This window comes from Thermomonospora catenispora (assembly GCF_006363815.1).
Classification (GTDB): domain Bacteria; phylum Actinomycetota; class Actinomycetes; order Streptosporangiales; family Streptosporangiaceae; genus Thermomonospora; species Thermomonospora catenispora.
The window spans coordinates 1-22,666 of record NZ_RRYT01000048.1; the positions used below are offsets into that span (position 1 = coordinate 1).

The 22,666-nt window shown below is 73.9% G+C and carries 25 protein-coding genes; 11 read left to right on the forward strand and 14 right to left on the reverse strand.

Features of this window, described 5'->3' with window-relative positions; all coding sequences use genetic code 11:
• The 4 genes from EIO00_RS22550 to EIO00_RS22565 form a co-directional block, all read right to left on the reverse strand.
• A partial coding sequence (locus EIO00_RS22550; protein ID WP_206664235.1) for a hypothetical protein occupies positions 1-312 on the reverse strand: 312 nt, incomplete at its 3' end.
• Complete coding sequence (locus tag EIO00_RS22555) at positions 309-749, reverse strand: hypothetical protein (RefSeq protein WP_140182186.1); 441 nt, start codon at positions 747-749, stop codon at positions 309-311. The genes EIO00_RS22555 and EIO00_RS22550, both read right to left, overlap by 4 nt.
• Positions 746-1,291, reverse strand: coding sequence for an RNA polymerase sigma factor (locus EIO00_RS22560; RefSeq protein ID WP_140182188.1), 546 nt, complete (start codon positions 1,289-1,291; stop codon positions 746-748). The genes EIO00_RS22555 and EIO00_RS22560 overlap by 4 nt, the downstream gene beginning before the upstream one ends.
• Positions 1,292-1,383: 92 nt before the next feature.
• The gene (locus EIO00_RS22565) at positions 1,384-2,610 is read right to left on the reverse strand and encodes a S8 family peptidase (RefSeq protein ID WP_140182190.1); all 1,227 of its coding nucleotides are present in this window, start codon (positions 2,608-2,610) and stop codon (positions 1,384-1,386) included.
• Between the two features lie 119 nt (positions 2,611-2,729).
• On the opposite strand from EIO00_RS22565, the gene EIO00_RS24340 reads away from it, so the two are divergent.
• Positions 2,730-2,900, forward strand: coding sequence for a hypothetical protein (locus tag EIO00_RS24340; protein ID WP_161602785.1), 171 nt, complete (start codon positions 2,730-2,732; stop codon positions 2,898-2,900).
• Between the two features lie 753 nt (positions 2,901-3,653).
• Positions 3,654-4,148: a DUF3145 domain-containing protein gene (locus tag EIO00_RS22570; protein ID WP_140182192.1), complete on the forward strand. Its 495-nt coding sequence runs from the start codon at positions 3,654-3,656 to the stop codon at positions 4,146-4,148.
• Positions 4,149-4,566: 418 nt separating this feature from the next.
• Here EIO00_RS22570 and EIO00_RS22575 read toward each other — a convergent pair whose 3' ends face one another.
• The 6 genes from EIO00_RS22575 to EIO00_RS22600 all read right to left on the reverse strand — a co-directional run bounded on the left by EIO00_RS22575 (position 4,567) and on the right by EIO00_RS22600 (position 10,816).
• Positions 4,567-6,009 carry an acyl-CoA carboxylase subunit beta gene (locus tag EIO00_RS22575; RefSeq protein ID WP_140182194.1) on the reverse strand — a complete coding sequence of 481 codons (1,443 nt, stop codon included), beginning with the start codon at positions 6,007-6,009 and terminating at the stop codon, positions 4,567-4,569.
• 31 nt (positions 6,010-6,040) lie between these two features.
• Positions 6,041-7,309 carry a beta-ketoacyl-ACP synthase II gene (gene fabF, locus EIO00_RS22580; RefSeq protein ID WP_140182196.1) on the reverse strand — a complete coding sequence of 423 codons (1,269 nt, stop codon included), beginning with the start codon at positions 7,307-7,309 and terminating at the stop codon, positions 6,041-6,043.
• Positions 7,310-7,390: 81 nt separating this feature from the next.
• The gene (locus tag EIO00_RS22585) at positions 7,391-7,654 is read right to left on the reverse strand and encodes an acyl carrier protein (RefSeq protein ID WP_140182198.1); all 264 of its coding nucleotides are present in this window, start codon (positions 7,652-7,654) and stop codon (positions 7,391-7,393) included.
• Between the two features lie 57 nt (positions 7,655-7,711).
• Entirely contained in the window at positions 7,712-8,692 is a 981-nt protein-coding gene (locus EIO00_RS22590; RefSeq protein WP_140182200.1) for a beta-ketoacyl-ACP synthase III, read from the reverse strand.
• Positions 8,689-9,597, reverse strand: coding sequence for an ACP S-malonyltransferase (locus EIO00_RS22595; protein WP_140182202.1), 909 nt, complete (start codon positions 9,595-9,597; stop codon positions 8,689-8,691). Before EIO00_RS22595 ends, EIO00_RS22590 begins: the two co-directional genes overlap by 4 nt.
• A 97-nt stretch (positions 9,598-9,694) precedes the next feature.
• Positions 9,695-10,816 carry a PucR family transcriptional regulator gene (locus EIO00_RS22600; RefSeq protein WP_140182220.1) on the reverse strand — a complete coding sequence of 374 codons (1,122 nt, stop codon included), beginning with the start codon at positions 10,814-10,816 and terminating at the stop codon, positions 9,695-9,697.
• Positions 10,817-11,160: 344 nt separating this feature from the next.
• Between EIO00_RS22600 and EIO00_RS22605 the strand changes: the two genes are divergently transcribed.
• Positions 11,161-12,003 (forward strand): GDSL-type esterase/lipase family protein, encoded by an 843-nt coding sequence (locus EIO00_RS22605; RefSeq protein ID WP_140182204.1) that lies wholly within the window; start codon positions 11,161-11,163, stop codon positions 12,001-12,003.
• A gap of 49 nt (positions 12,004-12,052) precedes the next feature.
• Positions 12,053-13,000 carry an alpha/beta fold hydrolase gene (locus EIO00_RS22610; RefSeq protein ID WP_241661536.1) on the forward strand — a complete coding sequence of 316 codons (948 nt, stop codon included), beginning with the start codon at positions 12,053-12,055 and terminating at the stop codon, positions 12,998-13,000.
• A gap of 31 nt (positions 13,001-13,031) precedes the next feature.
• Here the strand turns inward: EIO00_RS22610 and EIO00_RS25715 are convergent, their stop codons facing one another.
• From EIO00_RS25715 to aceE, 3 genes are all read right to left on the reverse strand, one after another.
• Positions 13,032-13,157 carry a hypothetical protein gene (locus EIO00_RS25715; protein ID WP_277752898.1) on the reverse strand — a complete coding sequence of 42 codons (126 nt, stop codon included), beginning with the start codon at positions 13,155-13,157 and terminating at the stop codon, positions 13,032-13,034.
• A gap of 128 nt (positions 13,158-13,285) precedes the next feature.
• Positions 13,286-13,681: a hypothetical protein gene (locus EIO00_RS24895; protein WP_206664236.1), complete on the reverse strand. Its 396-nt coding sequence runs from the start codon at positions 13,679-13,681 to the stop codon at positions 13,286-13,288.
• 480 nt (positions 13,682-14,161) lie between these two features.
• On the reverse strand, positions 14,162-16,951 hold the full coding sequence (gene aceE / locus EIO00_RS22620; RefSeq protein ID WP_140182206.1) for a pyruvate dehydrogenase (acetyl-transferring), homodimeric type: 2,790 nt from the start codon (positions 16,949-16,951) through the stop codon (positions 14,162-14,164).
• A 248-nt stretch (positions 16,952-17,199) separates the two neighbouring features.
• Here aceE and EIO00_RS22625 point away from each other — a divergent pair, with 248 nt between their 5' ends.
• The 5 genes from EIO00_RS22625 to EIO00_RS22645 all read left to right on the forward strand — a co-directional run bounded on the left by EIO00_RS22625 (position 17,200) and on the right by EIO00_RS22645 (position 19,375).
• Positions 17,200-17,409 (forward strand): DUF1918 domain-containing protein, encoded by a 210-nt coding sequence (locus EIO00_RS22625; RefSeq protein WP_140182208.1) that lies wholly within the window; start codon positions 17,200-17,202, stop codon positions 17,407-17,409.
• An 87-nt stretch (positions 17,410-17,496) separates the two neighbouring features.
• Positions 17,497-17,904 carry a secondary thiamine-phosphate synthase enzyme YjbQ gene (locus EIO00_RS22630; protein WP_140182210.1) on the forward strand — a complete coding sequence of 136 codons (408 nt, stop codon included), beginning with the start codon at positions 17,497-17,499 and terminating at the stop codon, positions 17,902-17,904.
• Between the two features lie 174 nt (positions 17,905-18,078).
• Positions 18,079-18,507, forward strand: a complete 429-nt coding sequence (locus EIO00_RS22635) for a DUF3052 domain-containing protein (protein WP_140182212.1) — start codon at positions 18,079-18,081, stop codon at positions 18,505-18,507.
• 21 nt (positions 18,508-18,528) lie between these two features.
• Positions 18,529-18,996, forward strand: coding sequence for a peroxiredoxin (locus tag EIO00_RS22640; RefSeq protein ID WP_140182214.1), 468 nt, complete (start codon positions 18,529-18,531; stop codon positions 18,994-18,996).
• A gap of 46 nt (positions 18,997-19,042) precedes the next feature.
• Positions 19,043-19,375, forward strand: a complete 333-nt coding sequence (locus tag EIO00_RS22645) for a hypothetical protein (RefSeq protein ID WP_140182216.1) — start codon at positions 19,043-19,045, stop codon at positions 19,373-19,375.
• Between the two features lie 264 nt (positions 19,376-19,639).
• Here the strand turns inward: EIO00_RS22645 and EIO00_RS22650 are convergent, their stop codons facing one another.
• Positions 19,640-20,590, reverse strand: coding sequence for a phosphoribulokinase (locus tag EIO00_RS22650; protein WP_241661537.1), 951 nt, complete (start codon positions 20,588-20,590; stop codon positions 19,640-19,642).
• 185 nt (positions 20,591-20,775) lie between these two features.
• Here EIO00_RS22650 and EIO00_RS22655 point away from each other — a divergent pair, with 185 nt between their 5' ends.
• Both EIO00_RS22655 and EIO00_RS22660 read left to right on the forward strand, forming a co-directional pair.
• A complete protein-coding gene (locus EIO00_RS22655) occupies positions 20,776-21,432 on the forward strand; it encodes a response regulator (protein ID WP_175596311.1) in 657 nt (218 codons plus the stop codon).
• On the forward strand, positions 21,429-22,553 hold the full coding sequence (locus tag EIO00_RS22660) for a sensor histidine kinase (protein WP_140182218.1): 1,125 nt from the start codon (positions 21,429-21,431) through the stop codon (positions 22,551-22,553). Before EIO00_RS22655 ends, EIO00_RS22660 begins: the two co-directional genes overlap by 4 nt.
• Positions 22,554-22,666: the final 113 nt, after the last annotated feature.

A 22,666-nucleotide genomic window follows, 5' to 3' on the forward strand; every position in this document is an offset into this window, starting at 1 on the left:
CAGCGTCCCGGCCGCGGCGTCGGCCGCCGCCAGCGCCCCCGCCAGGTCGCCCCGCGCGGCCAGCAGACCCACCTGGTTCATCCGCACCTGCGCCGCCGCGTACCCCAGCCCGGCGGCCTCGGCCGCGGCCAGCGCCTCGGCGAGGAACGCCAGCCCCTCCTCCAGCCGGCCCAGCTCCTTGGCGGCGAGCGCGGCGGCCCGCAGCGCGGCGATCCTCGCCTCGGGCTCGCGGGCGTCCCGCAGGGCGGCGAGCGCGACGCGGTGGGCGCGTTCGGGATCGGCGCAGGCCGGCTCCAGCGGCGGTGCGGTCACAGCCGGACCCAGCCGGTGACCACCGAGGAGCCGTCCGGCAGCAGGAACAGCAGGCTGACCGGACCCGGCGGCACCTCCTCGACCACGAACCGCCCGCCCGACCCGGTCCGCCCGGTGATCTCCCCGTCGGTGCGCCGGACGCGCACCCGGGCGTCGGCCGGGGGCAGCAGCCGCCCGGCGATCTCAAAGCCCCGCTCGGCCGGGGTGAGCTCGACCTCCACCGTCCGGCCCCCGCCCTCGAACGTCAGCAGCCGCGGCGCTGGACCGCGCAGCGTCGCGGTGACGGGCGGGTCGGTCTCGGAGACCAGCCGCGCCGGCACGGCCCCGGGGACCCGACGGCCGAACGCCGCGCGGGCGGCGGCCGACACCGCCTCCGGCACGGGCTCGACGGTCCGGAACGCGGCGCTCACCAGCTCCAGCAGTTCGGCGTCGGTCACGCGGACTCCTCCAGTCGCTTGCGGAGCGAGGCCAGGCAGCGGGCACGGGTCGGCCCGACGCTGCCCACCGGAATGTCCAACGCCGCCGCGACCTCCGCATAGGTGGGGGAGGCCGCCAGCAGCCGCAGCATCTGCCGGCACAGATCGGGCAGCATGCCGATGGCCTCGACCACGGCGTTCAGCCGCTCCCGATCGTCGACCACCCGGTCGGGGGACGGCGGACCCGGCAGCCGTTCCAGCACCGGATCGCCCGGCGGCGGCGCGGGCCGCCGCCGGGAGGAGCGCAGGATCCGTCCCGCCTCCCGCCGCGCGGTCACCGCCAGCCAGGCGCCGACCCGGGCGGGCTGCCGCAGCGCGTCGATGTGCTCGACCAGCCGCAGCCAGGTCAGCTGCACGACGTCGGCGGCGTCGGCCCGATCCAGCCCGTAGGCGCGCCCGATCGCCCACAGCATCTCGGTGTAACGCTCGGTCAGCGCGGCCCACGCCAGCTCGTCGCCGTTCCGCGCCCGGACCACCAGCTCGCCGGGCGGAGCCGTTCTCATCCCCCTCGGGACACCCACTGAAGCCCTCGCCTCCCGCGGGGTCCCCCGCTGCTCGGAACGGTAGGGAAGAACGTCCGCTCGGATGCGCACAGTTACCGCTTCGCTACAGGATCGATGCCGACCGCTGATGCGCGGGGCGCGGGGACGCGGGAGAGGCGGGGAAGACGATCGCCGACCACCACGCCCAGATCCGGCAGGGTCCGTGCCGCGGCGGGATCGAGGACGCGCTCGGCGGCGGCGACCGCGTCCAGATCCTCGGCCGCGGCCAGCGCGGCGATCGCCCCGGCCACCGCCGGGGCGGCGAACGAGGTGCCGCTCCAGGTCGCGTACCCGGCGAACGTCCCGCGCCCGGAGGTCCTCAGCGGCGTCCGGGTGAGGTCCAGATAGCAGCTCGTCACCCGCACGCCCGGCGCGCAGGCGTCCACCCACTCCCCGTGGTTGGAGAACCAGGCCCGCTCCCTCCCGTCCAGCGCGGCCACCGCGATCACCGAGGGGAGCGCGGCGGGCCAGAACGGCCGCCGCGCGGCGGCGTTGCCCGCCGCGGCCACCACCACGGTGCCGCGGCCCAGCGCGGCGATCGCCCGGGCCAGCACCGGCGAGGGGCGGTCGTCGAACGTGTGGCAGCCCAGCGACAGGTTGACCACGTCGGCCCGTCCCCAGGCGGCCAGCCATCGTAGCGCCCGCACCACCGCCAGCTCGTCGCCCACCCCGTCGCCGCCGATCACCCGCCGGGCGCGGATCCGGGCGGACGGCGCGTGCCGCAGCACCACCCCCGCGATGAACGTGCCGTGTCCGGCCTGCGCGTCCAGCTTCAGGTCCAGATCGGCGTCGAGGACCTCGGCGACCTCGGCGCGCTGCTCGGCGTACCAGTCGGCGCGCTCGTACCACGGGTGCGGGGACAGGCCGGTGTCCAAAACGGCGACGGTGACGTCCCGGCGCGGCGGCGCGGCGGCCGACGGGGCGGGCAGCGGGGCGCAGGGTCGGGGCCGGTCGGCCGGCCCCGACCACCACATCGGCTGCCCGTGCACCAGGTGGTTGGGCGCCACCGCCGGACGCCGGCCGTCTCCGCCGAGCCGGCTCGCCAGGTCGCAGACGTCCACCCGCGCCCCGGGCCGCAGCCGCACCAGGCACACGCCGCCCTCGTCCCGCATCGAGTCGCACCAGCGCCGGACGCGGTCCTCGACGACGGCGGCGTCCTCGGCCGCCACCAGGAGCTGATCCCGGCGGATCACGGTCGGCCGCCCCGCCGTCGCTTCCACGACGGCGGCGTCGCCGTGCCGGGCGAGCATCCGCTCCAGCCGCGCCTGCTGATCGAACATGACCCCCGATCTCACTTTCCGTAATCAATTGCAGGGCTATCGTTGCAGAGCGTGTTCGGTGAGGCGGGGAATTCCCCGGCACGGCGACGAACGGCCCCGCCCCCGGGCCGACGGGAGGCGTGACCGGCTCCCGGAGCGGGCGGAAGGAGCGCGCGTGGCGGATCGGCGCGCTCGCCGCCGGGGCGCCGTCGCCGTTCCACGACCCGGGCTCGGCCGGCCTGGACGCCGCCGCTCCCCGGGCCGCCGGTGCCGCGGGCGGCGGACGCGAGGCCGCCGTGCGGGACCGGTGATTCGGCGCCGGCCGTGTGCTCGCGGCGCCGCACCGGACGGTCTCCGCCATCGGGCCGGACCGCCGCTGATCGTGATCGTGTTCGGGGCGCCGTGGGGGCGGGCCGCGCACGCGCTGGGCGGTTCGGTCGCCCGTACCGCGCCCCGGACCGGCCGCACATCGAACGGATCCCCACCGTGGCGCCGGTGCGGCCCGGCGCCGTCCGCGATCCCCGGCCCCGCGTCGCGGCGGGGGAGCGGATCACCGCCGGGCTCCCCCGGTCGGCCCGGTGGTGTGGGGGAGAGCGGCGCCGGGGCCGGCCCGGCCCGCCGCTCCGACCGATGCGGCGGCTCACCGCGCCGGCGGGTGGACGGGAGTCGCCGGTCGACGAGGACGCCCGGTGCACCGGCCGGCCCGGCGGGACACCGGCCGGCGCGGCGCCGACCGCGGTCGCCTTGGAACCGCCGCCCGCACCCCGTGCGTCGGGTACGGCGACCATGTGATCTCCATTGCGGTGATCGTCGTTGCGGTGATCTTCATCGCGCCCGCCGTGACGGCCGGATGGACGGCCGGTGCGGCCGTCCGACGCCGGCGAGGGAGCGCCGTCGGCGGCCCGGTCGGCGATTCGGCAGGAGACGGCCGGAGACAGACCAAAGAAAGGAATGCGCGCTGGTGCGACTCGTGTCGATGATGCACAATGGTGCACGCGGGCATCGTCCTGGGATTTCTGAGGCCGTAGGGGAAGGCGAGCCTCGGTAGGCAACCAGGAGGTCCGGTGACCGCTCGTGGCGTTTTCTACGTCCACTCCGCGCCACCTGCGCTGTGCCCGCATGTCGAGTGGGCGGTCGCAGGTGTGCTCGGCGTGCCCACGTCACTGACGTGGGCCGATCAGCCCGCTGCTCCCGGGAGCATGCGTGCCGAACTGCACTGGGAGGGGCGTCCAGGCACTGCGGCCGGCATCACGTCCGCGCTGCGGAATTGGAAGCTGCTGCGCTTCGAGGTCACCGAGGACGCCACCCCCGGCTGTGACGGCGTGCGCTTCAGCGTGACTCCGTCCCTCGGCGTCTTCAGCGCCGTCATCGGCGCCAACGGCGATGTGATGATCCCCGAGGACCGGCTGCGCGCCGCGCTGGCCAACGTCGCGGCCGGCAAGTCCACCCTCGAGCAGGAGATGGACCGCCTCCTCGGCACCCCGTGGGACAACGAGCTGGAGCCGTTCCGCCGCGCCGGTGACGGCGCTCCGGTCCGCTGGCTGCACGCCGCCGTCTGAGCCGGAGGGCTCGCGCCGCCGGGGACGGAGGCGTCCGGCCGCGCCGGCGTCTTCGCGTGCCCGCCCGCATGCCCCTGCGCCCGCCGGGGAGACGGGCCGGCGGGGCGTGCGGATCGCCTGCGCCGCATGCGCCCCTGCGCCCGCCTGGAGGGTGCGTGCGGGGCGCATCCTGTGCGACCCGCGACGGGCCACCGGACCGTCGCGCCGCCGAACGCGTCCGGCCGGAGCCCGCACCCGCGTGCCGGACATGCGACGGCCCCGCACGCCGAGCGCGCGGGGCCGTGCCCGCCGCGACGCCGACCACGTTGTCGGCGTCGCGGCGTCGACTGCGAGGCCGACCGCGAGGTCGACTGCGAGGTCGACCGCGGTGTCGGCCGCGAGGTCGGCCGCGAGGTCGGCCGCGGTGCCGGCCGCGGCGTCAGAGCGGGATGTTGCCGTGGGCGCCGCGGGCCGGAGTGGCCTCGGCGATGGCGCGGGCGATCGCGGTGCGGGTGGCGGTCGGGCTGACCACCTCGTCGACCACGCCCAGCGCACGGGCCCGGTCCAGCCCGCCGGCGATCTTCTCGTGCTCGGCGGCGAGCTTGGCCTCCAGCGCCGGACGCTCCTCCTCGGGCGCCGCCGCCAGGGTGCGGCGATGCAGGATGCGGACGGCGGCGACCGCGCCCATCACCGCCAGCTCGGCGGTCGGCCAGGCGAACACCTTGGTGGCGCCCAGCGAGCGCGAGTTCATCGCGATGTAGGCGCCGCCGTACGCCTTGCGGGTCACCAGCGTCACCCGCGGCACGGTGGCCTCGGCGAAGGCGTGCAGCAGCTTGGCGCCGCGCCGCACCACGCCCTCGTGCTCCTGCCCGACGCCCGGCAGATAACCGGGGACGTCCACCAGCACCACCAGCGGTACCCCGAACGCATCGCACATCCGCACGAACCGGGCCGCCTTCTCCGCCGAGGCGGCGTCCAGGCAGCCGCCCAGCCGCAACGGGTTGTTGGCGATGATCCCGATCGTGCGGCCGCCGAGCCGGCCCAGCGCGGTGACGATGTTGGGCGCCCACTTGGGGTGCAGCTCGATGAAACCGCCGGCGTCCGGGTTGTCCACCATGCCCTTGACCAGCGGCATCACGCTGTAGGCGCGGCGCGGGCTGTCCGGCAGCAGCCCGGAGAAGTCCCGCTCGGCCACCTCGTCGAGACGGATCCGGCTCTGGTGCCCCAGCAGCACCGCCAGGGTGCGGGCGCGGGCCAGCGCCTCGGTGTCGTCCTCGGCGACCACGTGCACCACGCCGGACTTGCGGGAGTGCGGCTCGGGCCCGCCCAGCCCGGCCATGTCGATCTCCTCACCGGTCACCGACTTGACCACGTCGGGACCGGTCACGAAGATCTTGCCGCCCCGGGACAGGATCACGATGTCGGTGAGCGCCGGGCCGTAGGCGGCGCCGCCGGCCGCGGCGCCCAGCACCACCGAGATCTGCGGGACGATCCCGGACGCCCGGGTCATCGCCGCGAACACCGTGCCGACCGCGTGCAGCGACTCCACGCCCTCGGCCAGGCGCGCTCCGCCGGAGTGCCACACCCCCACGATCGGCACCCGCTCCCGGACCGCGTGGTCGTAGGCGGAGACGATGTGCTGGCAGCCGGCCGTCCCCATCGCCCCGCCCTGCACCCGCGGGTCGGAGGCGAACGCCACCACCGGCAGGCCCTCGATCCGGCCGACCCCGGCCAGCACGCCGCTGCGGTCGTCCTCGTCGGTCAGCGGACGGAACGACCCGTCGTCGAACAGCGCCTCCAGCCGGAGCCGCGGATGCCGCGGATCGATCTCCTCCTGCGGGGCCGGTGCCGGGCCGGTGACCCGGTTCTCGAGCACGGTCATGCTGGCTGGCTCCTTAACGCGGGGCGCGCCGTCACAGGGCGCGCCGGAAGGCGACGGCCACGTTGTGACCGCCGAAGCCGAACGAGTTGTTCAACGCGGCGATCGGCCCGTCGGGCAGCTTGCGCGGTTCGCCGCGGACGATGTCCAGGTCGACGGCGTCATCGAGGTCGTCGATGTTGATGGTGGCCGGCACCACGCCCTCGCGCAGCGTCAGCACCGTGATCAACGACTCCAGGGCGCCGGCCCCGCCGAGCAGGTGACCGGTCATCGACTTGGGCGCGGTGATGCACACCTGGCGGGCCGCCTCCTCGCCGAGCGCGCCCTTGATGGCGGCCAGCTCGGCGACGTCGCCCTGCGGGGTGGAGGTGCCGTGCGCGTTGATGTGCTGAATGTCCTCGGGACGCAGCCCGGCGTCGGCCAGCGCCCGCCGCATCGCCTTGGCGGCGCCGCTGCCGGTCGGGTCGGGCTGCACGATGTCGTGGGCGTCCCCGGAGTAGCCGCATCCGGCGGCGATCGCGTGGATCCGCGCGCCGCGCGCCCGGGCGTGCTCCTCGGACTCCAGGATCAGCACCGCGGCGCCCTCGCCGAGCACGAAGCCGTCGCGGTTCTTGTCATACGGCCGGGAGGCGCGGGTGGGCTCGTCGTTGCGCGTCGACAGCGCCCGCATCGACGCGAACGCGGCCAGCTGCAGCGGGTGGATGCACGCCTCGGTGCCGCCGGCGATGACCACGTCGGCCCGGCCGGAGCGGATCATGTCGATGGCGTACCCGATCGCCTCCGCGCTGGAGGCGCAGGCGCTGACCAGGGCGTGCGAGCCGGCCATCGCCCCGAACTCGATGCCCACCAGGCCGGAGGCGCCGTTGGGCATCAGCATCGGGACGGTGAACGGGGAGACCCGCTGCCAGCCCCGCTCCCGGTAGACGTCGTAGCTGTTCAAGGCGGTGTGCAGACCGCCGATGCCGCTGGAGATCACCACCCCCAGCCGGTCACCGTCCACGGTGTGGCCGTCCCGGTCGCCGAAGGCGTACCCGGCGTCCTCCCAGGCCTCGTGCGCGGCGATCAGCGCGATCGCCTCGTTGCGGTCCAGCCGGCGCAGCTTGTGCTTGGGCATGACCTCCGACGGCTCGACCGTGAGCTGGGCGGCGAAGCGGACCGGCAGCTCCTCGATCCCCTCCCAGTCCAGCGGGCGCACCCCGGACCTGCCGGCCAGCAGCGCCGACCAGGTCGACGGGACGTCACCGCCGAGCGGCGTCGTGGCACCGAGACCGGTGACGACGACGGTGGTCTGGTTGTCGCTCATGTCAGTGCTCCTGAATTCCTGGGGGGAGAGTCGGGCGGGCGCGCCGCCCGGGAACGCCCCCGGGCGGCGCGCCGCGCGTGCTCACGCCTTGCTGGCGCCGGCCAGGCCCTGCACGTAATTGATCACGTCCTGGACGGTCTTGAGATTGCGGAGCTCGTCGTCGGGGATCTCCACCCCGAACTTGTCCTGAGCGGCCACCGCGATCTCGACCATCGACAGCGAGTCGATGTCGAGGTCGTCGACGAAGCTCTTCTCAGGAGTCACCTCGGCCGCCGGGATGCCGACGGTCTCCTCGACGATCTCGCTGAGGCCGGTCAGGATCTCCTGCTCGGTGGCTGCGGGCATATGCGGAACTCTCCTTTTGTCGAAAGAAGGCGCAGGCTCATCGCCGGACGGCGCGGCCTACGGGATCTGGATGACTTGGGCAGCGTAGGTGAGCCCGGCGCCGAATCCGACGAGCAGCGCCGGAGCGCCGGAGGGGACCTGCCCCCGCTCGATCATCCGGGCCAGCGCCAGCGGAATGGACGCCGCCGACGTGTTGCCCGAATGCACGATGTCGTCGGCCACCACCGCGTTCGTGGCCTTGAGCCGCCGGGCGATGGACTCCACGATCCGCAGGTTGGCCTGGTGCGGCACGAACGCCGCCAGCTCCTGCGGGGAGATCCCGGCACGGGCGCAGGCCTCGGCGGCGACCGGGGCGATCGCGGTGGTCGCCCAGCGGAACACCGCCTGCCCCTCCTGGACGATGAACGAGCGCCGGTCCTTGACGCGGATCTTGTCGGCCTGGTCGCCGGCGCTGCCCCACACCACCGGGCCGATGCCCGGCCGCTGCGCGCCGGTGACCACCGCGGCGCCGGCTCCGTCGGCGAAGATGATGGCGGTGGAGCGGTCGCTCCAGTCCACCCACTGCGACATCTTCTCGGCGCCGATCACCAGCGCGTTGCGGGCGGTGCCGGTGCGGATCGCCGCGTCGGCGGCGGCCAGCGCGTAGCAGAAGCCGGCGCAGGCGGCGTTGAGGTCGAACGCCCCCGGGGCGCGGATCCCCAGCCGGTGCGCGACGGTGGCGGCGTTGTTGGGGATCGTCGTCTCCCCCGAGCAGGTCGCCACGATGACCAGGTCGATCTGCTCGGGCGGCAGCCCGGCGGCGGCCAGCGCCTTGCCGCCGGCGTGCACCGCCATGTCGGTGACGGTCTCCTCCTCGGCGATCCGGCGCTCGACGATGCCGACCCGCGTGCGGATCCACTCGTCGCTGGTGTCCATGGTGGTCGCCAGATCGTCGTTGGTGACCACCTTGGCGGGCTGGTAGTCGCCGAACGCCAGGATCCGGGCGCCGGGCACGGGGTCCGGGAGACGCAGCGGGGCGGCGGGGTCGGCGGCGGTCATGAGGCGTTCGCCTCGATCAGCTCGCGGGCCGCGGCCAGGTCGTCGGGGGTCTTGAGGGCGAGGGCGGTGACGCCCTTGAGCTCGCGGCGGGCCAGGCCCACCAGGGTGCCGGCCGGCGGCAGCTCGATGAGCGCGGTGACGCCCAGCTCCCGCATGGTCGCCATGCAGGCGTCCCACCGGACCGGCGAGCTGACCTGGGCGACCAGCCGGTCGAGGTACTCGCGGCCGGAGGTCACCACCGTGCCGTCCCGGTTGGACAGCAGCCGGACCCGCGGATCGGCGGCGGGCAGCTCGGCGGCGAACGCGGCCAGCCGCTCCACCGCGGGCGCCATGTGCTCGGTGTGGAACGCGCCGGCCACCGACAGCGGCCGCAGCCGGGCCCGGGCGGGAGGCTCCTCGGCGAGCTTCGCCAGCCGCTCCATCGTCCCGGCGGCGACCACCTGGCCGGCGCCGTTGATGTTGGCGGGGGTCAGGCCGTGCTTGTCGATGACGGCCAGCACCTCGTCGGGGTCGCCGCCGAGCACCGCGGTCATCCCGGTCTCGGTCACCGCCGCCGCCTCGGCCATGGCCCGCCCGCGCTCCCGGGCGAACCGCAGCGCGTCCTCGGGGGCGAGCACCCCCGCGATGGCGGCGGCGGCCAGCTCGCCGACGCTGTGCCCGGCCACCACGTCCGCGGTGGCCCCCAGGGCCGCCGAGGCCGCCAGCGCCGCGCTCACCAGCAGCGGCTGGGCGACGGCGGTGTCGCGGATCTCCTCGGCGTCGGCGGTGGTGCCATAGCGCACCAGGTCCAGCCCGATCACCTCCGACCAGCGGGAGAGCCGGTCGGCGACCTCGGGCAGGTCGAGCCATGGCTGCAGGAAGCCTGGGGTCTGGGCGCCCTGGCCGGGCGATGCTATGACAATCACGTAATTCACCCTGCCGCCTGGCCCGCCGCCCCGCCGATGCCGGGCGCCACGAAGTTTGCGGTGAGGGCTTTGGAGGGTGCCTACAAGGGCCGCCGGGTCACGATCCGGGGCGGCGCTCGGCGAATCTGCCCAGCACCAGCGCCAGCCGCAGGGTGAACGCGTGCCGCCCGTCGGTGGGGGACAGGCCGGTCAGCTCGGTCACCCGGCGCAGCCGGTAGCGCACCGTGTTCGGGTGGACGAACATCAGCCGGGCCGTCGCCTCCAGCGACGAGCCCTGCTCCAGATAGGTGGTGAGGGTGTCCAGCAGCGGGGCGCCGGCGTTGCACATCGGCTCGTACACCTGCTCCACCAGGTGCCGGCGGGCCGACTCGTCGCCGTCCAGGGCGCGTTCGGGCAGCAGGTCGGCGGCCGACACCGGGCGGGGCGCGTCCGGCCACCCGGCGGCGGCGCGCAGCCCGGCCAGCGCCGCCTGCGCCGAGACCGACGAGCCGTACAGGTCGGGGACCACCGGGCCGACCACCACCGGGCCGGGGCCGCACTTGGCGGCGATGGGCCGGGCGGCCTCCATCGGCTCCTCGGCCCCGCCGACGATCACGATGACCCGGCGGCCCTGCACCCCGGCGAGCACGTCCACCCGGGCGCGCCGCGCGGCCCGCTGCATCTGGTCGATGGTGACCTCGGGCTCCTCCTCCGGCGAGGTGTAGCCGGCGACCACGCTGACCGGCTTGGCGGTCCAGCCCAGCGCCGCCGCCCACGAGTGCATGCCGTCGTCGACCTCGCCGCGCAGCACCGCGTTGACCACCAGCGCCTCCAGCCGGGCGTCCCAGGCGGCGCGGGTCTCGGCGGCCTGCGCGTACACCTGGGCGGCCCCGAACGCCACGTCCCGGGTGTAGCGCAGGATCGCCTCGCGGAGCTGGTGCTCGCCGCCGGGGGCGGCCAGCTCGTCCAGCCGCTCCTCCACCACGTCGATGATCACGCGGATGATGTCGATGGTGTGCTTGAGCTTGATCGAGCGCAGCAGCTCGCGGGGAGCGGTGCCGAACACCTCGCTGGCGATGGCCGGCTGGGTGGTCTCGGCGTTCTTGAACCACTCCACGAACGCCGCGATGCCCGCCTGGGCCACCAGCCCGACCCATGACCGCTGGTCGGCGGGCATGCGCCGGAACCAGGGGAGCCGTTCCTCCATGCTCGCCAGGGCGAGCGTCCCGAAGGTCCCCATGGCCTGTTCGAGCCGTCTGCTGGTCGCCGCCCGGATCTCGTCCTCTGTGCCGTCCACGTGCCAAGGGTGCCATCTCCGGACGCATCGTCTGCACGAGACTCTCCCCGCCCCGTCGCTCCCGGCCTCCCCTTCCGCCCCGCCGCCCCCGGTCTCACCCCCCGTCTCCGCGCCTGCTCCGCGCCTGTTCCGCGTCGGCTCCGCGTCGCCTTCGTGCCGTTTCCGTGCCGGCCCGTCGCCCGCCCTCCCGCCGGCCGTCGCGGGGCGCATTGCCAACGCGACCGGGTGTCGTCACACTCTGTGTTGTACTGATCGCGTTGCGTCGATAAGTCGTCCGGAGGTGTCGCATGCTCCGTCCCGCCGTTCCGCTGGGCCTGGCGGTCGCGTTGGCCGGGCTGACCGGGACCGTGCTCGCCGCCCCCGGCGAGGCCGCCGCGGCGCCCGTCCCCTCGCGGATGGTCGCGCTGGGCGACTCCATCACCCGCGGATTCAACGCCTGCGGCTGGTACGCCGACTGCGTCAGCCGATCCTGGAGCACCGGACACGACACCGCCGTCCGCAGCCACTACCTGCGGCTGGCCTCCCGCCGGCCGTCGCTGGTCCCCCACAACGCCGCCGTCACCGGGGCGAAGGTCTCCGACCTGGCCAGACAGGCGCAGGTCGCCGTCGACCGCCGGGCGCAGTACGTGACGATCCTGATCGGCGCCAACGACGCCTGCACCCCCACCGAGGAGCAGATGACCCCGGTCTCGGACTTCGAGACCCGCTTCCGCGTCGGCCTGCGGACGCTGCGCGAGGGGCTGCCCAGGGCCGAGGTGTTCGTCGCCAGCATCCCCGACCTGCGGCGGCTGTGGCAGGTCGGCAAGGGCAAGGCGGTGGCCCGCACCGCCTGGTCCAGGCTCGGGATCTGCCAGTCGATGCTGGCCCGCCCGCTGTCGACCTCCGCCGCCGACTCCGCGCGCCGGGAGCGGGTGCGCCGGCGGGTCGTCGAGTACAACGCGGTGATGCGGCGGCTGTGCGCCCAGGACGCCCACTGCCGGTTCGACGACGAGGCGGTGTTCCGCTACCGGTTCACGCTCGCGCACGTCAGCAAGTGGGACTACTTCCACCCCAACAGCGCCGGCCAGGCGGTGCTGGCGCGGGTGACGTACGCCAAGGGCCCCTGGGGCGCGGCGGCGTCCGCCCGGTGAGGGCGCCCCGGCCGTCCCCGCGCCGGCGGGACCCGATAACGTCCCGGACGTGACCGAGATCGCGCATCGCCGCATCCCCGTCAACGGGCTCGACATGCACATCGCCGAGGCGGGCGAGGGGCCGCTGGTGCTCCTGCTGCACGGTTTCCCCGAGTGCTGGTACTCCTGGCGGCGCCAGCTGCCGGCGCTCGCCGCGGCCGGGTTCCACGCCGTCGCCCCCGACCAGCGCGGATACGCCCGCACCGGTGGTCCGCGAGCGGTGGAGGAGTACACGATCCACCACCTGGTGGGGGACGTGATCGCGCTCATCGCCGCGCTGGGGGAGGAGCGGGCGGTCGTCGTCGGCCACGACTGGGGCGCCCCGGTGGCCTGGCATGCGGCCCAGTTCCGCCCGGACGTGGTGCGCGCCGTGGTCGCGCTGTCGGTGCCGCACCGGCCGCGGTCCTCCCGCCCGCCGGTGCAGGTGATGCGCGAGCAGCTGGGCGAGGGCTTCTACATGGTCGCGTTCCAGCGGCCCGACCTCCCCGAGGCCGGGCTGGAGCGCGACCTGCCGGAGACGTTCCGGCGGATGCTGTACGCCGCCTCCGGCGACGCCCCTCCGCTGGTGCCGATCCTGCCGGAGGGCGGGGGCTTCCTGGACGTGTGCCCGGAGCCGGAGGAGCTGCCCGGCTGGCTCACCGAGGAGGACATCGCCGTCTATGCGGCCGAGTACGCCCGCAGCGGGTTCCGCGGCCCGGTCAACTGGTACCGGAACCTGGACCGCAACTGGGAGCTGACCGCCGCCTGGCATCGCGCCCCGATCACCCCGCCGGCCCTGTACGTCGCCGGGGAACGGGACATGGTGCTGACGGGGGTCAAGGACCGGCTGCACCGCATGCACGACCACGTCACGGACCTGCGGGACATCGTGCTGCTGCCCGGCTGCGGGCACTGGACCCAGCAGGAGCGTCCCGAGGAGGTCAACCGGGTGCTGATCGACTTCCTGCGGAGCCTGTGAGGCGCCCGGGCCCGCCTCGGAAGGGGCCGGCTCAGGAGGCGGCCGGGACGAGGCGTCGGCAGGTCGCCTGCAGCAGCTGCGCCAGCAGACGGGCGAGCAGCGCCTCCAGGGCCATGACGGCGGCCCTGGCCAGGGCGGCGGCGATGAGGTCGGTCATCGCGGTTCCTCCTCCGTGACGGTCCGTCCGGGTCGACCCCTCTGTTATGCCGGGCCGGGCCGACGCACAGGTGAGGAGGATATGTCTGTTTTATTAATGTTTGATAATGTCCGTCCGTTATAGAGTGATCATCGGCTCTTCGCGGACTCCGTGGACGGCTCGCCCTCCCCGGCCCTCCCGCGCTCGGAGAGCCCGCGCCGGGCGATCGCCGTGCCCACCCCGATCGCGGCGGCGACCGGCCAGGAGATCACGTTGAACGCGGCCATCGCCCCCAGCCCGCCGTAGAACGCCAGCCTCTCCGGCGGCGGCAGATGCGAGGCGGCCGACCGCCCCGCCTCGGCCACCGCGTCCACCGCGGGCGGCGCGGGGACGTGCAGGACCTTCACCTGCGGGGTGACGACCGGGATCGGCACGCCGCCGCGCCGCCGGGCGGCGCCGCGGCGCGAGGTCTCCGTCGCGGGGGTTCCGCGCGCGCTCTTGCGCGTGGTCTTGCGCGTGCTCCTGCTCTGCTGTGCGGTGGTCATGTCCTCAACTCCCGGATCTCGCCCTGCGAGACGGGCCGCATCGGCGGCCCGATCGACTACCTGCCCCTCCCGCCGCGTTTGATTCGCCTCCCGCGGCGCCCGGCGACATTCCCGTGATCGCGACCCCCGCGTCCCGCGGCACGCGCGACGCTCCCACGACGATCCCGTGACGATCCGGACGTCGCCTGCGCGACGGCCCCGCGGCGTCTTCACGACGCCTGCGCGGCGACCTTGCGCGGCGCTTTTGGCGGCGACCTCGCGCGGCGGCTCACAGGGCGGCTCACAGGGCGGTTCGCACGGTGATCCGCGCGACGATGTCCGCGGCGGCTCCGCGGACGCTCCGACCGAGGGCTCGCATGACCTTCCCACGACGGCCCCGACGCCCTCTGCGGCGGCCCTGCGCGACGGGCCGTGTGACGACGCGGCCGCCGCCCCGTCGCGGGGCGGCGGCCGTCGAATGGACGTCGCGGCGAGGGCCGGTCAGGCGTCTCCGCCGGTGCTGGACTCGGCGGTCTGCCCGGTGCCGGCGAAGACCTCGTCGATCGGCCGGTCCAGCCCGTACCGCTCGATGGCCTGGCGCAGCACGTCGGGCTTGACGTCGCCCTGGCGGACCAGCCGGTGCAGCACCGCCAGCGTGATCGAGGCGGCGTCCACGTGGAAGTGGCGACGCGCCGCCGCCCGGGTGTCGGAGAATCCGAACCCGTCGGTGCCCAGCGAGGTGAACCCCTGCGGGACCCAGGCGGCGATCTGGTCCGGCACCGCCCGCACGAAGTCCGACACCCCGACCACCGGTCCGGGCAGGCCCTCCAGCCGCCGGGTGACGTACGGCACCCGCTGCTCGGCGTCCGGGTGCAGCAGGTTCCACTCGTCGCAGGCCATCGCCTCGCGGCGCAGCTCGGTCCACGAGGTGGCCGACCACACGTCCGCGGCCACCCCCCAGTCCTCGGCGAGCAGCTTCTGCGCCTGCAGCGCCCACCGCATAGCGACCCCGGAGGCCAGGATCTGCGCGCGCGGCGCATCGCCGTCGCGGCCGGCGACCGCGGGCGCGTCGGCGTACTTGTACAGCCCCTTGAGCAGGCCCTCGACGTCGAGGTTCTCCGGCTCGGGCGGCTGCTGGTAGGGCTCGTTGTAGACGGTGAGGTAGTAGAAGATGTCCTCGCCGTTCGGGTGCTCGGGCGTCGAGCCGTACATCCGGCGCAGCGCGTCCTGGATGATGTACGCCAGCTCGTACGCCCAGGCCGGGTCGTAGTACACGCAGGCCGGGTTGGTGGAGGCCAGCAGCGGCGAGTGCCCGTCGGCGTGCTGCAGCCCCTCGCCGGTCAGCGTGGTCCGCCCGGCGGTGGCGCCCAGCAGGAACCCGCGGCCCATCTGGTCGGCGAACGCCCAGATGGAGTCGCCGGTCCGCTGGAACCCGAACATCGAGTAGAAGATGTAGACCGGGATCATGTGCACGCCGTGCGTGGCGTACGCGGTGCCCGCCGCGATCGTCGAGCCCATCGCGCCGGCCTCGCTGATGCCCTCGTGCAGCAGCTGGCCCTCGGTGGACTCCTTGTAGCTCAGCAGCAGCTTGCGGTCCACCGGCTCGTAGGTCTGGCCGTGCGGCGAGTAGATCTTGGCGGTGGGGAACAGCGAGTCCATGCCGAACGTGCGGAACTCGTCCGGCGCGATCGGCACGATCCGGGCCCCGATGTCATCGTCCTTGATCAGGTCCTTCAGCAGCCGGACGAAGGCCATCGTGGTGGCCACCTTCTGCTTGCCGGAGCCCTTCTTCAGCTCGCTGTAGACCGGGTCGCCGGGCAGCTTGAGCGGCTTGGCCCGCACCACCCGCTTGGGCAGGTACCCGCCCAGCGCGGCCCGCCGCTCGCGCATGTACTCGATCTCCTCGGAGTCCTCTCCGGGGTGGTAGTACGGCGGCAGGTCGGCCTCCAGCGCCGAGTCGGGGATGTCCAGGTACAGCCGGTCCCGGAACTCCTTCAGCTCGGCCTTGGTGAGCTTCTTCATCTGGTGGGTGGCGTTGCGGGCCTCGAAGTCCGGCCCCAGCGTCCAGCCCTTGATGGTGTGGGCGAGGATCACCGTGGGCTGGCCGACGTGCTCGCGGGCCGCCTTGAACGCCGCGTACAGCTTGCGGTAGTCGTGCCCGCCGCGGGAGAGCCTGCGGATCTCCTCGTCGGACAGGTGCTCGACCATCTTGCGCAGCCGCGGGTCGTCGCCGAAGAAGTGCTCGCGGATGTAGGCGCCCGACTCCACGCTGTAGGTCTGGAACTGGCCGTCCGGCGTGGTGTTCATCTTGTTGACCAGCACGCCGTCGACGTCCTTGGCCAGCAGCGGGTCCCAGTCGCGGCCCCAGATGACCTTGATCACGTTCCAGCCGGCGCCGCGGAAGAACGCCTCCAGCTCCTGGATGATCTTGCCGTTGCCGCGGACCGGGCCGTCGAGCTGCTGCAGGTTGCAGTTGATGACGAAGGTCAGGTTGTCCAGCTCTTCGCGGGCGGCCAGCCCGATGGCGCCCAGGGACTCCGGCTCGCCCATCTCGCCGTCGCCCAGGAACGCCCACACGTGCGACCGCGAGGTGTCCTTGATCTTGCGGTTGTACAGATAGCGGTTGAACCGGGCCTGGTAGATGGCGTTGATCGCGGTCAGGCCCATGGACACCGTGGGGAACTCCCAGAAGTCCGGCATCAGCCGCGGGTGCGGGTAGGAGCTCAGGCCCCCGCCCGGGTGGGAGATCTCCTGTCGGAATCCGTCCAGCTGCCGCTCGGTGAGCCGGCCCTCCAGGAAGGCGCGGGCGTAGATGCCCGGCGCGGCGTGCCCCTGGATGAACACCTGGTCACCCGACTCGCCGTGGTCCTTGCCGCGGAAGAAGTGGTTGAAGCCCACCTCGTACAGCGAGGCGGCCGAGGCGTAGGTGGCGATGTGACCGCCGACGCTCAGCTCGGGCCGGTTGGCCCGGGAGACCATGATGGCGGCGTTCCATCGGATGTAGGCCCGGATCCGGCGCTCGATGTGCTCGTCGCCGGGGAACCACGGCTCCCGCTCGGGCGGGATGGTGTTGATGTAGTCGGTGCTGCGCAGGCCGGGCACGCCCACCTGCTGCTCGCGGGCCCGCTCCAGCAGCCGGAGCATGATATAGCGCGCACGGGCGCGACCCTCGGTCTTGACAACCGTATCGAGCGATTCCAGCCACTCCCGGGTCTCTTCGGGATTGATGTCCGGGAGCTGGCTCGGCAGCCCGTCGCTGATGATCGAGAAGCGTTGGCGTCCGGAAGCCACGGGGTCCCCTCTTGCTTACCGTTCTGGTCCGGGGAGCGGGTCCCGACGGTCGTCGGTCGTCCGTCCCCCCTCCCATCGTCGTCTGTTATGACGGCTAACGCATCTCTACTCCACGGTAACTATTTGCGCCGGTCAGCACGGGTGACGCGAGGGTCGGAAGGGGAAGGGTCTCGACTGCGGCGGTCGGCCGCAGCATGGTGGAAAGAGGGAGGAAGTACACCAGTACGACCGACCCGGGGAGGTGAGCGATGCAGGCGACAGTGGGCGACCGGCTGCACGTGCACGGCAACGCCGTGGGGCAGCCGGACCGCAGCGGCGAGATCGTCGAGGTGCGCGGTCAGGACGGGGCGCCGCCTTATGTGGTGCGGTTCGACGACGGCCACACCGGGCTGGTGTTCCCCGGACCGGACGCCGTGGTCGAGCGCAAGGGCGCCGGGCGGCGTGTGCCGCAGCACTGACTGGACGACCGGCCGGACAGGCGGCCGACGGCGCGTCCCCGGCCGCGCGTTTGCCGGGGACGCGCCGGCCCGGATACACAGATGACCATGCAGAGCACGGTGATCCGGGTACGCACCGGCGGCATGGAGACGGTGCACGACATCACCGCCGCGTGCGCCTCGTTCGTCGCCGAGGCCGGCGGGGACGGGCTGCTGCACGTGTTCGTGCCGCACGCCACCGCCGGGATCGCGCTGATCGAACTGGGCGCCGGCAGCGACGAGGACCTGCTGGCGGCGCTGCGCGACCTGCTGCCCGCCGACGACCGCTGGCGGCACCGGCACGGTTCCGTCGGCCACGGGCGCTCCCATGTGATGCCGGCGCTGATCCCCCCGTACGCGACGATCCCCGTGCTGGACGGCCGGATGGCGCTGGGCACATGGCAGTCGGTGGCGCTGGTGGACCTGAACGTGGACAACCCCGACCGTCAGGTCCGGTTGTCGTTCCTCAGGGGCTGATTCCCACCCTTTGTTACGCTCAGTGATGGCGCAACCGGAAAAGCGTCGCCCGGCGGGCCGGGTGGACCGAACGGACCGGCAAAGCGCCCGAGACACTTGCGCTGGAGGCCGTCACTTGTGTGAACTGTCCCGCAACGCCACACCGGGTGGCCAATCGACATTGGGAGGACGTTCGTGAGCGCGACCGCGGGTCAGGCGCAGTCTGAGCGCAGCCTGGCCGAGCGGCTGGGCTTCAAGCCCAGCCAGGTGGTGCAGGAGATCGGCTACGACGATGACTGCGACGAGGAGCTCCGTCGCTCCATCGAGGCGGTCACCGGCAACGAGCTGGTCGACGAGGATTACGACGGTGTCGTCGATGTCGTGGTGCTCTGGTGGCGCGACGAGGACGGAGACCTGGTGGACGGGCTGGTCGACGCCCGCACGGCGCTGGCCGACGGCGGTCACATCTGGCTGCTGACCCCCAAGGCCGGCCGGGAGGGACACGTGGAGCCCAGCGAGATCGGCGAGTCGGCGCCCACCGCGGGCCTGTCCCAGACCAGCAGCATGAGCGCGGGCCGCGACTGGTCGGGGACCCGGCTGGTCGCCCCCAAGGTCCGCAAGTAGCCTCCGCGCGGCAGGAGCGTCATGACGATCGATGCGGGTCCCGGGGTGGGGGACCTCGCCCCGGACTTCGAGCTGCAGGACCAGCACGGCGCCCCGGTGCGCCTGTCGTCGCTGCGCGGTCGCGGCGTGCTGCTGGTGTTCTACCCGCTGGCCTTCAGCGGGGTGTGCACCGGCGAGCTGGACGGGATCCGGGACGAGCTGCTGCCCGGCCTGGATGAGGACATCCGGGTGCTGGCGGTCTCGGTGGACTCGATGTTCGCGCTGCGCGCCTGGGCCGACGCGCGGGGGTACTCCTTCCCGCTGCTGTCGGACTTCTGGCCGCACGGCGCGGTGGCCCGCTCCTACGGCGTGTTCGACGACGAACGGGGCGTGGCCGTGCGCGGCTCGTTCGTCGTCGACCGCGAGGGGGTCGTGCGCTGGAAGGTCGTCAACCCGATCGGCGAGGCGCGCGACCTCGACGCCTACCGCGAGGCGCTCGCCGCGTTGTGATCGTCACGGCCGGGGAGGCCCCGGCCGCCGGGATGTGGGAGGCGTCATGCCCTGCTTTCGCTGCGGGGCGCGGCAGACCGACCCGATCCGCGGGGCCAGCCCGTGGAAGCGCGGGGTGCGCGCGGATCGGCAGGTGCTGATCTGCCCGACGTGCCAGCGCACCACGGACTGGACCGCCGCCCTGGACCGCTGTGAGGCCTGCGGCTCCACCGTCCTGATCTGCCGGCTCGGCGAGGTGGAGTGCCGGGACTGCGGGCACGTCCGGGAGGCCCGGCCGTCGGAGCAGCCCGGCGGCCCGGGCGCCTCCGACGCCCCCGGGCTCTCGGAGGAGGTCGCCGCCGCGCTGGATCGGGTGCTGGGGCGCGGCCTCCTGGGCTGACCCTCCGGGCCGGCCCCCGCGTCTTCCGGGCCGATCCCGCCCGCCGCGCCCCGGACGGGCGGGGAGCCGCGGTCCCGCGCGCCGCACGGCGCGCCCGCCGGCCGGCGAGGGCCCCGAGCGGCGCGGGCGGACGCCGCGGACGGAGAAGGACGGAGGGCGCCGACCGGTCCAGCGGAGTCGGCGCCCTTCCGCTACCGCGGCGCCGTGCGGCCGGAACGAGGTTCCGGGCCTCCCCGCAGTCGGCCCGCGGCGGTCCTCCGGCGGCTAGGCGGCCTGGCGCCGGTCGGCGTCCAGCAGGTGGTACAGCAGCAGCAACTGGGTGATCGCCAGCGGGTCGCTGGTGCTGCCGTCGGCCAGTCGGCCCAGCGACGAGGGGATGGTGGTGCCGGTGCCCAGGCGCTCCCAGATGGCCTTCTTGACGACCTGGCACTCCTCGGGCGGGACGTACCCGTGGATGTGCAGCGCGTCGACCGGGCGCCCGTCGGTGTCGCGGCGCAGCCTCAGGTGCATCGCCCGATGCTCGGCGTCGTCGAGGACGTCGCTCAGCTCCGGATGGTCGATGGTGGGCCGCAGCAGCAGCTCCGCCGACAGCGGCGTGTCCGGCGGGTCGGTGCGCCCGGCGACCGGCGCGAACCGCACCACGATGTCGGCCCAGCGGCGCTGCGGCCGGATGTAGGCGGCGCTCTCGGGCTCGCGGCGCTTCAGCTCGGCCCGCACCTGCTCGGGGGTGTAGCCGCGCTTGGCGCAGTCCCGCTGGATCTTCCACTGGTGCCGCAGCCGCTCGGGCGGATCCAGGTAGACGGTGATGTCGAAGCAGGCGCGGGCCAGCCGGGTGTGCAGCGGCAGCAGTCCCTCGACGATCACGAAATCGCGCGGCTGGACCAGTTCGGGGCGGACCAGCTCGCCGGTGGAGTGGTCGTAAACCGGTTTGAGGATCGGCTCGCCCATCGACAGCAGCTGCAGATGCTGCTCCATGATCTCGATGTAGTTGCAGTCGGGGTGCAGCGCGGTGAACGGCTTGTCCCGGCGTTCTGCGCGGTCATAGCGGTGATAGTCGTCCACGCATACCGCGGTCATCCGGTCGGCCCCCAGGCATTCGACCAGTCCTCTGGTCAACGTCGTCTTGCCCGCCGCGCTGTCCCCCGCGATGGCGAGCATGACGGGACGGCGTCCGCGGCCGCCCGCCCTGAGCATGTGGACGATCCGATGGGGCACCTGATGTCCTCCGTCCGAGCCGTTTGCCTGCCGGAACGGCACGGTAAGCACGACGGTCCCGGAGAACCTCACCCATCCAGGGGAACCTTCGGGGGAAGTGGGGCCAATAGTCGTCGGCTCGCGATCCCGGCCATTCTCGAAAGGGGGGCTACTGGCCAGTAAATCCCGATTGTTATGTTGCTGGGATGGCTCCCCCTGTGCGCGTGGTCCTCGTCGACGACCACGAGATGATCCTTGCCGGCCTCCAGGCGATGCTGGCCGGATTCACAGGACGGGTGCGCGTCGTGGGCAGGGCCCGGCAGGCCCGCGAGGCGACCCGGCTGGTCACCGCGCTGCGCCCGGACGTGGTGCTGCTGGATGTGCGGCTCGGTTCCGAAAGCGGCCTGGACCTGTGCCGCGAGCTGACCCGGCGGGTGCCCGACACCAAGGTGGTGTTCCTGTCGGTGTACGACGATGAGCAGTACGTCTTCGAGGCGTTGCGCGCAGGCGCAGGCGGCTACCTGCTCAAGCGGGTCGACGGGCTGGAGCTGGTGCGACGGCTGGAGGAGGTCGCCCAGGGCGAGACGGTGGTGGACCCCACGCTGGCCGGCCGGGTGGCGGCCAGCGCGGCCCGGCTCAACCGGGGCGAGTTCTGGCCCGGCGCCAGCCGCGGCCTCACCCAGCGCGAGAGCGAGGTGCTATCGCTGCTGGTCGCCGGACTGTCCAACAAGGCGATGGCGGCCCGGCTGGTGCTCAGCGAGGAGACCGTCAAAAGCCATCTGCGCGCGCTGTACCGCAAGCTGGACGTCACCGACCGGTCGGGCGCCATCGCGGTCGCCCTGCGCGAGGGCATCTTCCGGTGAACGCGCTGGAACTGCTGGCCGGCCGGGGGTCGGACCTGCTGGTGCGGATCGTCACCGTCGCCTGCTCGGACCGGGTGCTGCCGGACATGGCGACCGAGCTGGCCGGGCTGGTGGTGCGGTCGGCGGCCGACGTGCCGTTCTGCGACGTGTACGTGCTGGATGAGGAGGGGCGGGCCCTGGAGTGCCCCGGACGGCGGCCCGTCCCGCTCGGCGAGGACGACGTGGGCCGGGCGGCGGCGCGCGGGACGATCCGCCGGCACGCCGACGGACGCGGCGCGGCGCTGCCGGTCCGTGCCGGACGCTCGGTGATCGCGGTCGTGGACATCCGCTCCGCCGGCCCCTGCCGCGACGACGACCTGGAGCTGGTGGCGGCGCTGGCCGACCTGTTCGCACCGGTGCTGCACTCGTGCCGGCGGCTGCGCGACGCCCAGGAGCGCGAGCACTCCGCCGAACGGTTCGCCGAACGCGCCGTGGAGGTCCAGGAGGCCGAGCGCGCCCGGCTGGTCCGCGACATCCACGACGGCGTCGCCCAGCGCCTGGCCAGCCTGGGCTTCCACCTGTCGGCCTGCGACCAGGCGCTGGCCAGCGGCGTCGCGGACGAGGCCCGTGACCAGCTCGCCCGGGCCCGGGAGCTGTGCGAGCTGGCGGCGGCCGAGACCCGGGCGGCGATCGCCGGTCTGCGCCCGCCCGTGCTGGACGACCTGGGTCTGACCGCCGCGCTGGCCACCCTCGCCCGTGAGGCCGGGGCGCGGCGGCCCGACCTGGACGTCACCGTCACCGTGTCCGGCGATCTGGAGGACGCCCTGCCCGACCACGTGCAGACCGCGCTGTACCGGATCGCCCAGGAGGCCGTCGCCAACTGCCTGCGGCACGCCGAGGCCACCGGCGTGCACCTGCTGCTGGAGCACGAGACCGACCGGGTCCGGTTGCGGATCGCCGATGACGGGGTCGGCTTCTCCATCCCCGAGGTGTTCGCACCCGGCCGCCGCCCCGACTCCTACGGCCTGCGCGGCATGGCCGAGCGGGCCGAGCTGCTGGGCGGCCGGGTGCACGTCTCCAGCCGTCCCGGCGGCGGCACCACCGTCGAGGCCCTGATCCCGCTGCGCCCGCAGGCCGGCTAGTCGGGGAGCGGACTGACCCAGATCTTGTCCTCGAAGTGGAGCAGGTCCCAGACGATGGCCGCCACCGACACCAGGGGACGCAGCGGGTCGGGCAGGGGGCGGTGGATCTCCAC

Bases quoted from the DNA above. Each gene is read 5' to 3' on its own strand.
- EIO00_RS22560 (WP_140182188.1), bottom strand. From the start codon at position 1,291: ATGAGAACGGCTCCGCCCGGCGAGCTGGTGGTCCGGGCGCGGAACGGC.
- EIO00_RS22565 (WP_140182190.1), bottom strand. From the start codon at position 2,610: ATGTTCGATCAGCAGGCGCGGCTGGAGCGGATGCTCGCCCGGCACGGC.
- EIO00_RS22575 (WP_140182194.1), bottom strand. From the start codon at position 6,009: ATGACCGTGCTCGAGAACCGGGTCACCGGCCCGGCACCGGCCCCGCAG.
- fabF (WP_140182196.1), bottom strand. From the start codon at position 7,309: ATGAGCGACAACCAGACCACCGTCGTCGTCACCGGTCTCGGTGCCACG.
- EIO00_RS22585 (WP_140182198.1), bottom strand. From the start codon at position 7,654: ATGCCCGCAGCCACCGAGCAGGAGATCCTGACCGGCCTCAGCGAGATC.
- EIO00_RS22590 (WP_140182200.1), bottom strand. From the start codon at position 8,692: ATGACCGCCGCCGACCCCGCCGCCCCGCTGCGTCTCCCGGACCCCGTG.
- EIO00_RS22600 (WP_140182220.1), bottom strand. From the start codon at position 10,816: ATGGGGACCTTCGGGACGCTCGCCCTGGCGAGCATGGAGGAACGGCTC.
- EIO00_RS22605 (WP_140182204.1), top strand. From the start codon at position 11,161: ATGCTCCGTCCCGCCGTTCCGCTGGGCCTGGCGGTCGCGTTGGCCGGG.
- EIO00_RS25715 (WP_277752898.1), bottom strand. From the start codon at position 13,157: ATGACCGACCTCATCGCCGCCGCCCTGGCCAGGGCCGCCGTCATGGCC.
- EIO00_RS24895 (WP_206664236.1), bottom strand. From the start codon at position 13,681: ATGACCACCGCACAGCAGAGCAGGAGCACGCGCAAGACCACGCGCAAG.
- EIO00_RS22625 (WP_140182208.1), top strand. From the start codon at position 17,200: ATGCAGGCGACAGTGGGCGACCGGCTGCACGTGCACGGCAACGCCGTG.
- EIO00_RS22630 (WP_140182210.1), top strand. From the start codon at position 17,497: ATGCAGAGCACGGTGATCCGGGTACGCACCGGCGGCATGGAGACGGTG.
- EIO00_RS22640 (WP_140182214.1), top strand. From the start codon at position 18,529: ATGACGATCGATGCGGGTCCCGGGGTGGGGGACCTCGCCCCGGACTTC.
- EIO00_RS22645 (WP_140182216.1), top strand. From the start codon at position 19,043: ATGCCCTGCTTTCGCTGCGGGGCGCGGCAGACCGACCCGATCCGCGGG.
- EIO00_RS22655 (WP_175596311.1), top strand. From the start codon at position 20,776: ATGGCTCCCCCTGTGCGCGTGGTCCTCGTCGACGACCACGAGATGATC.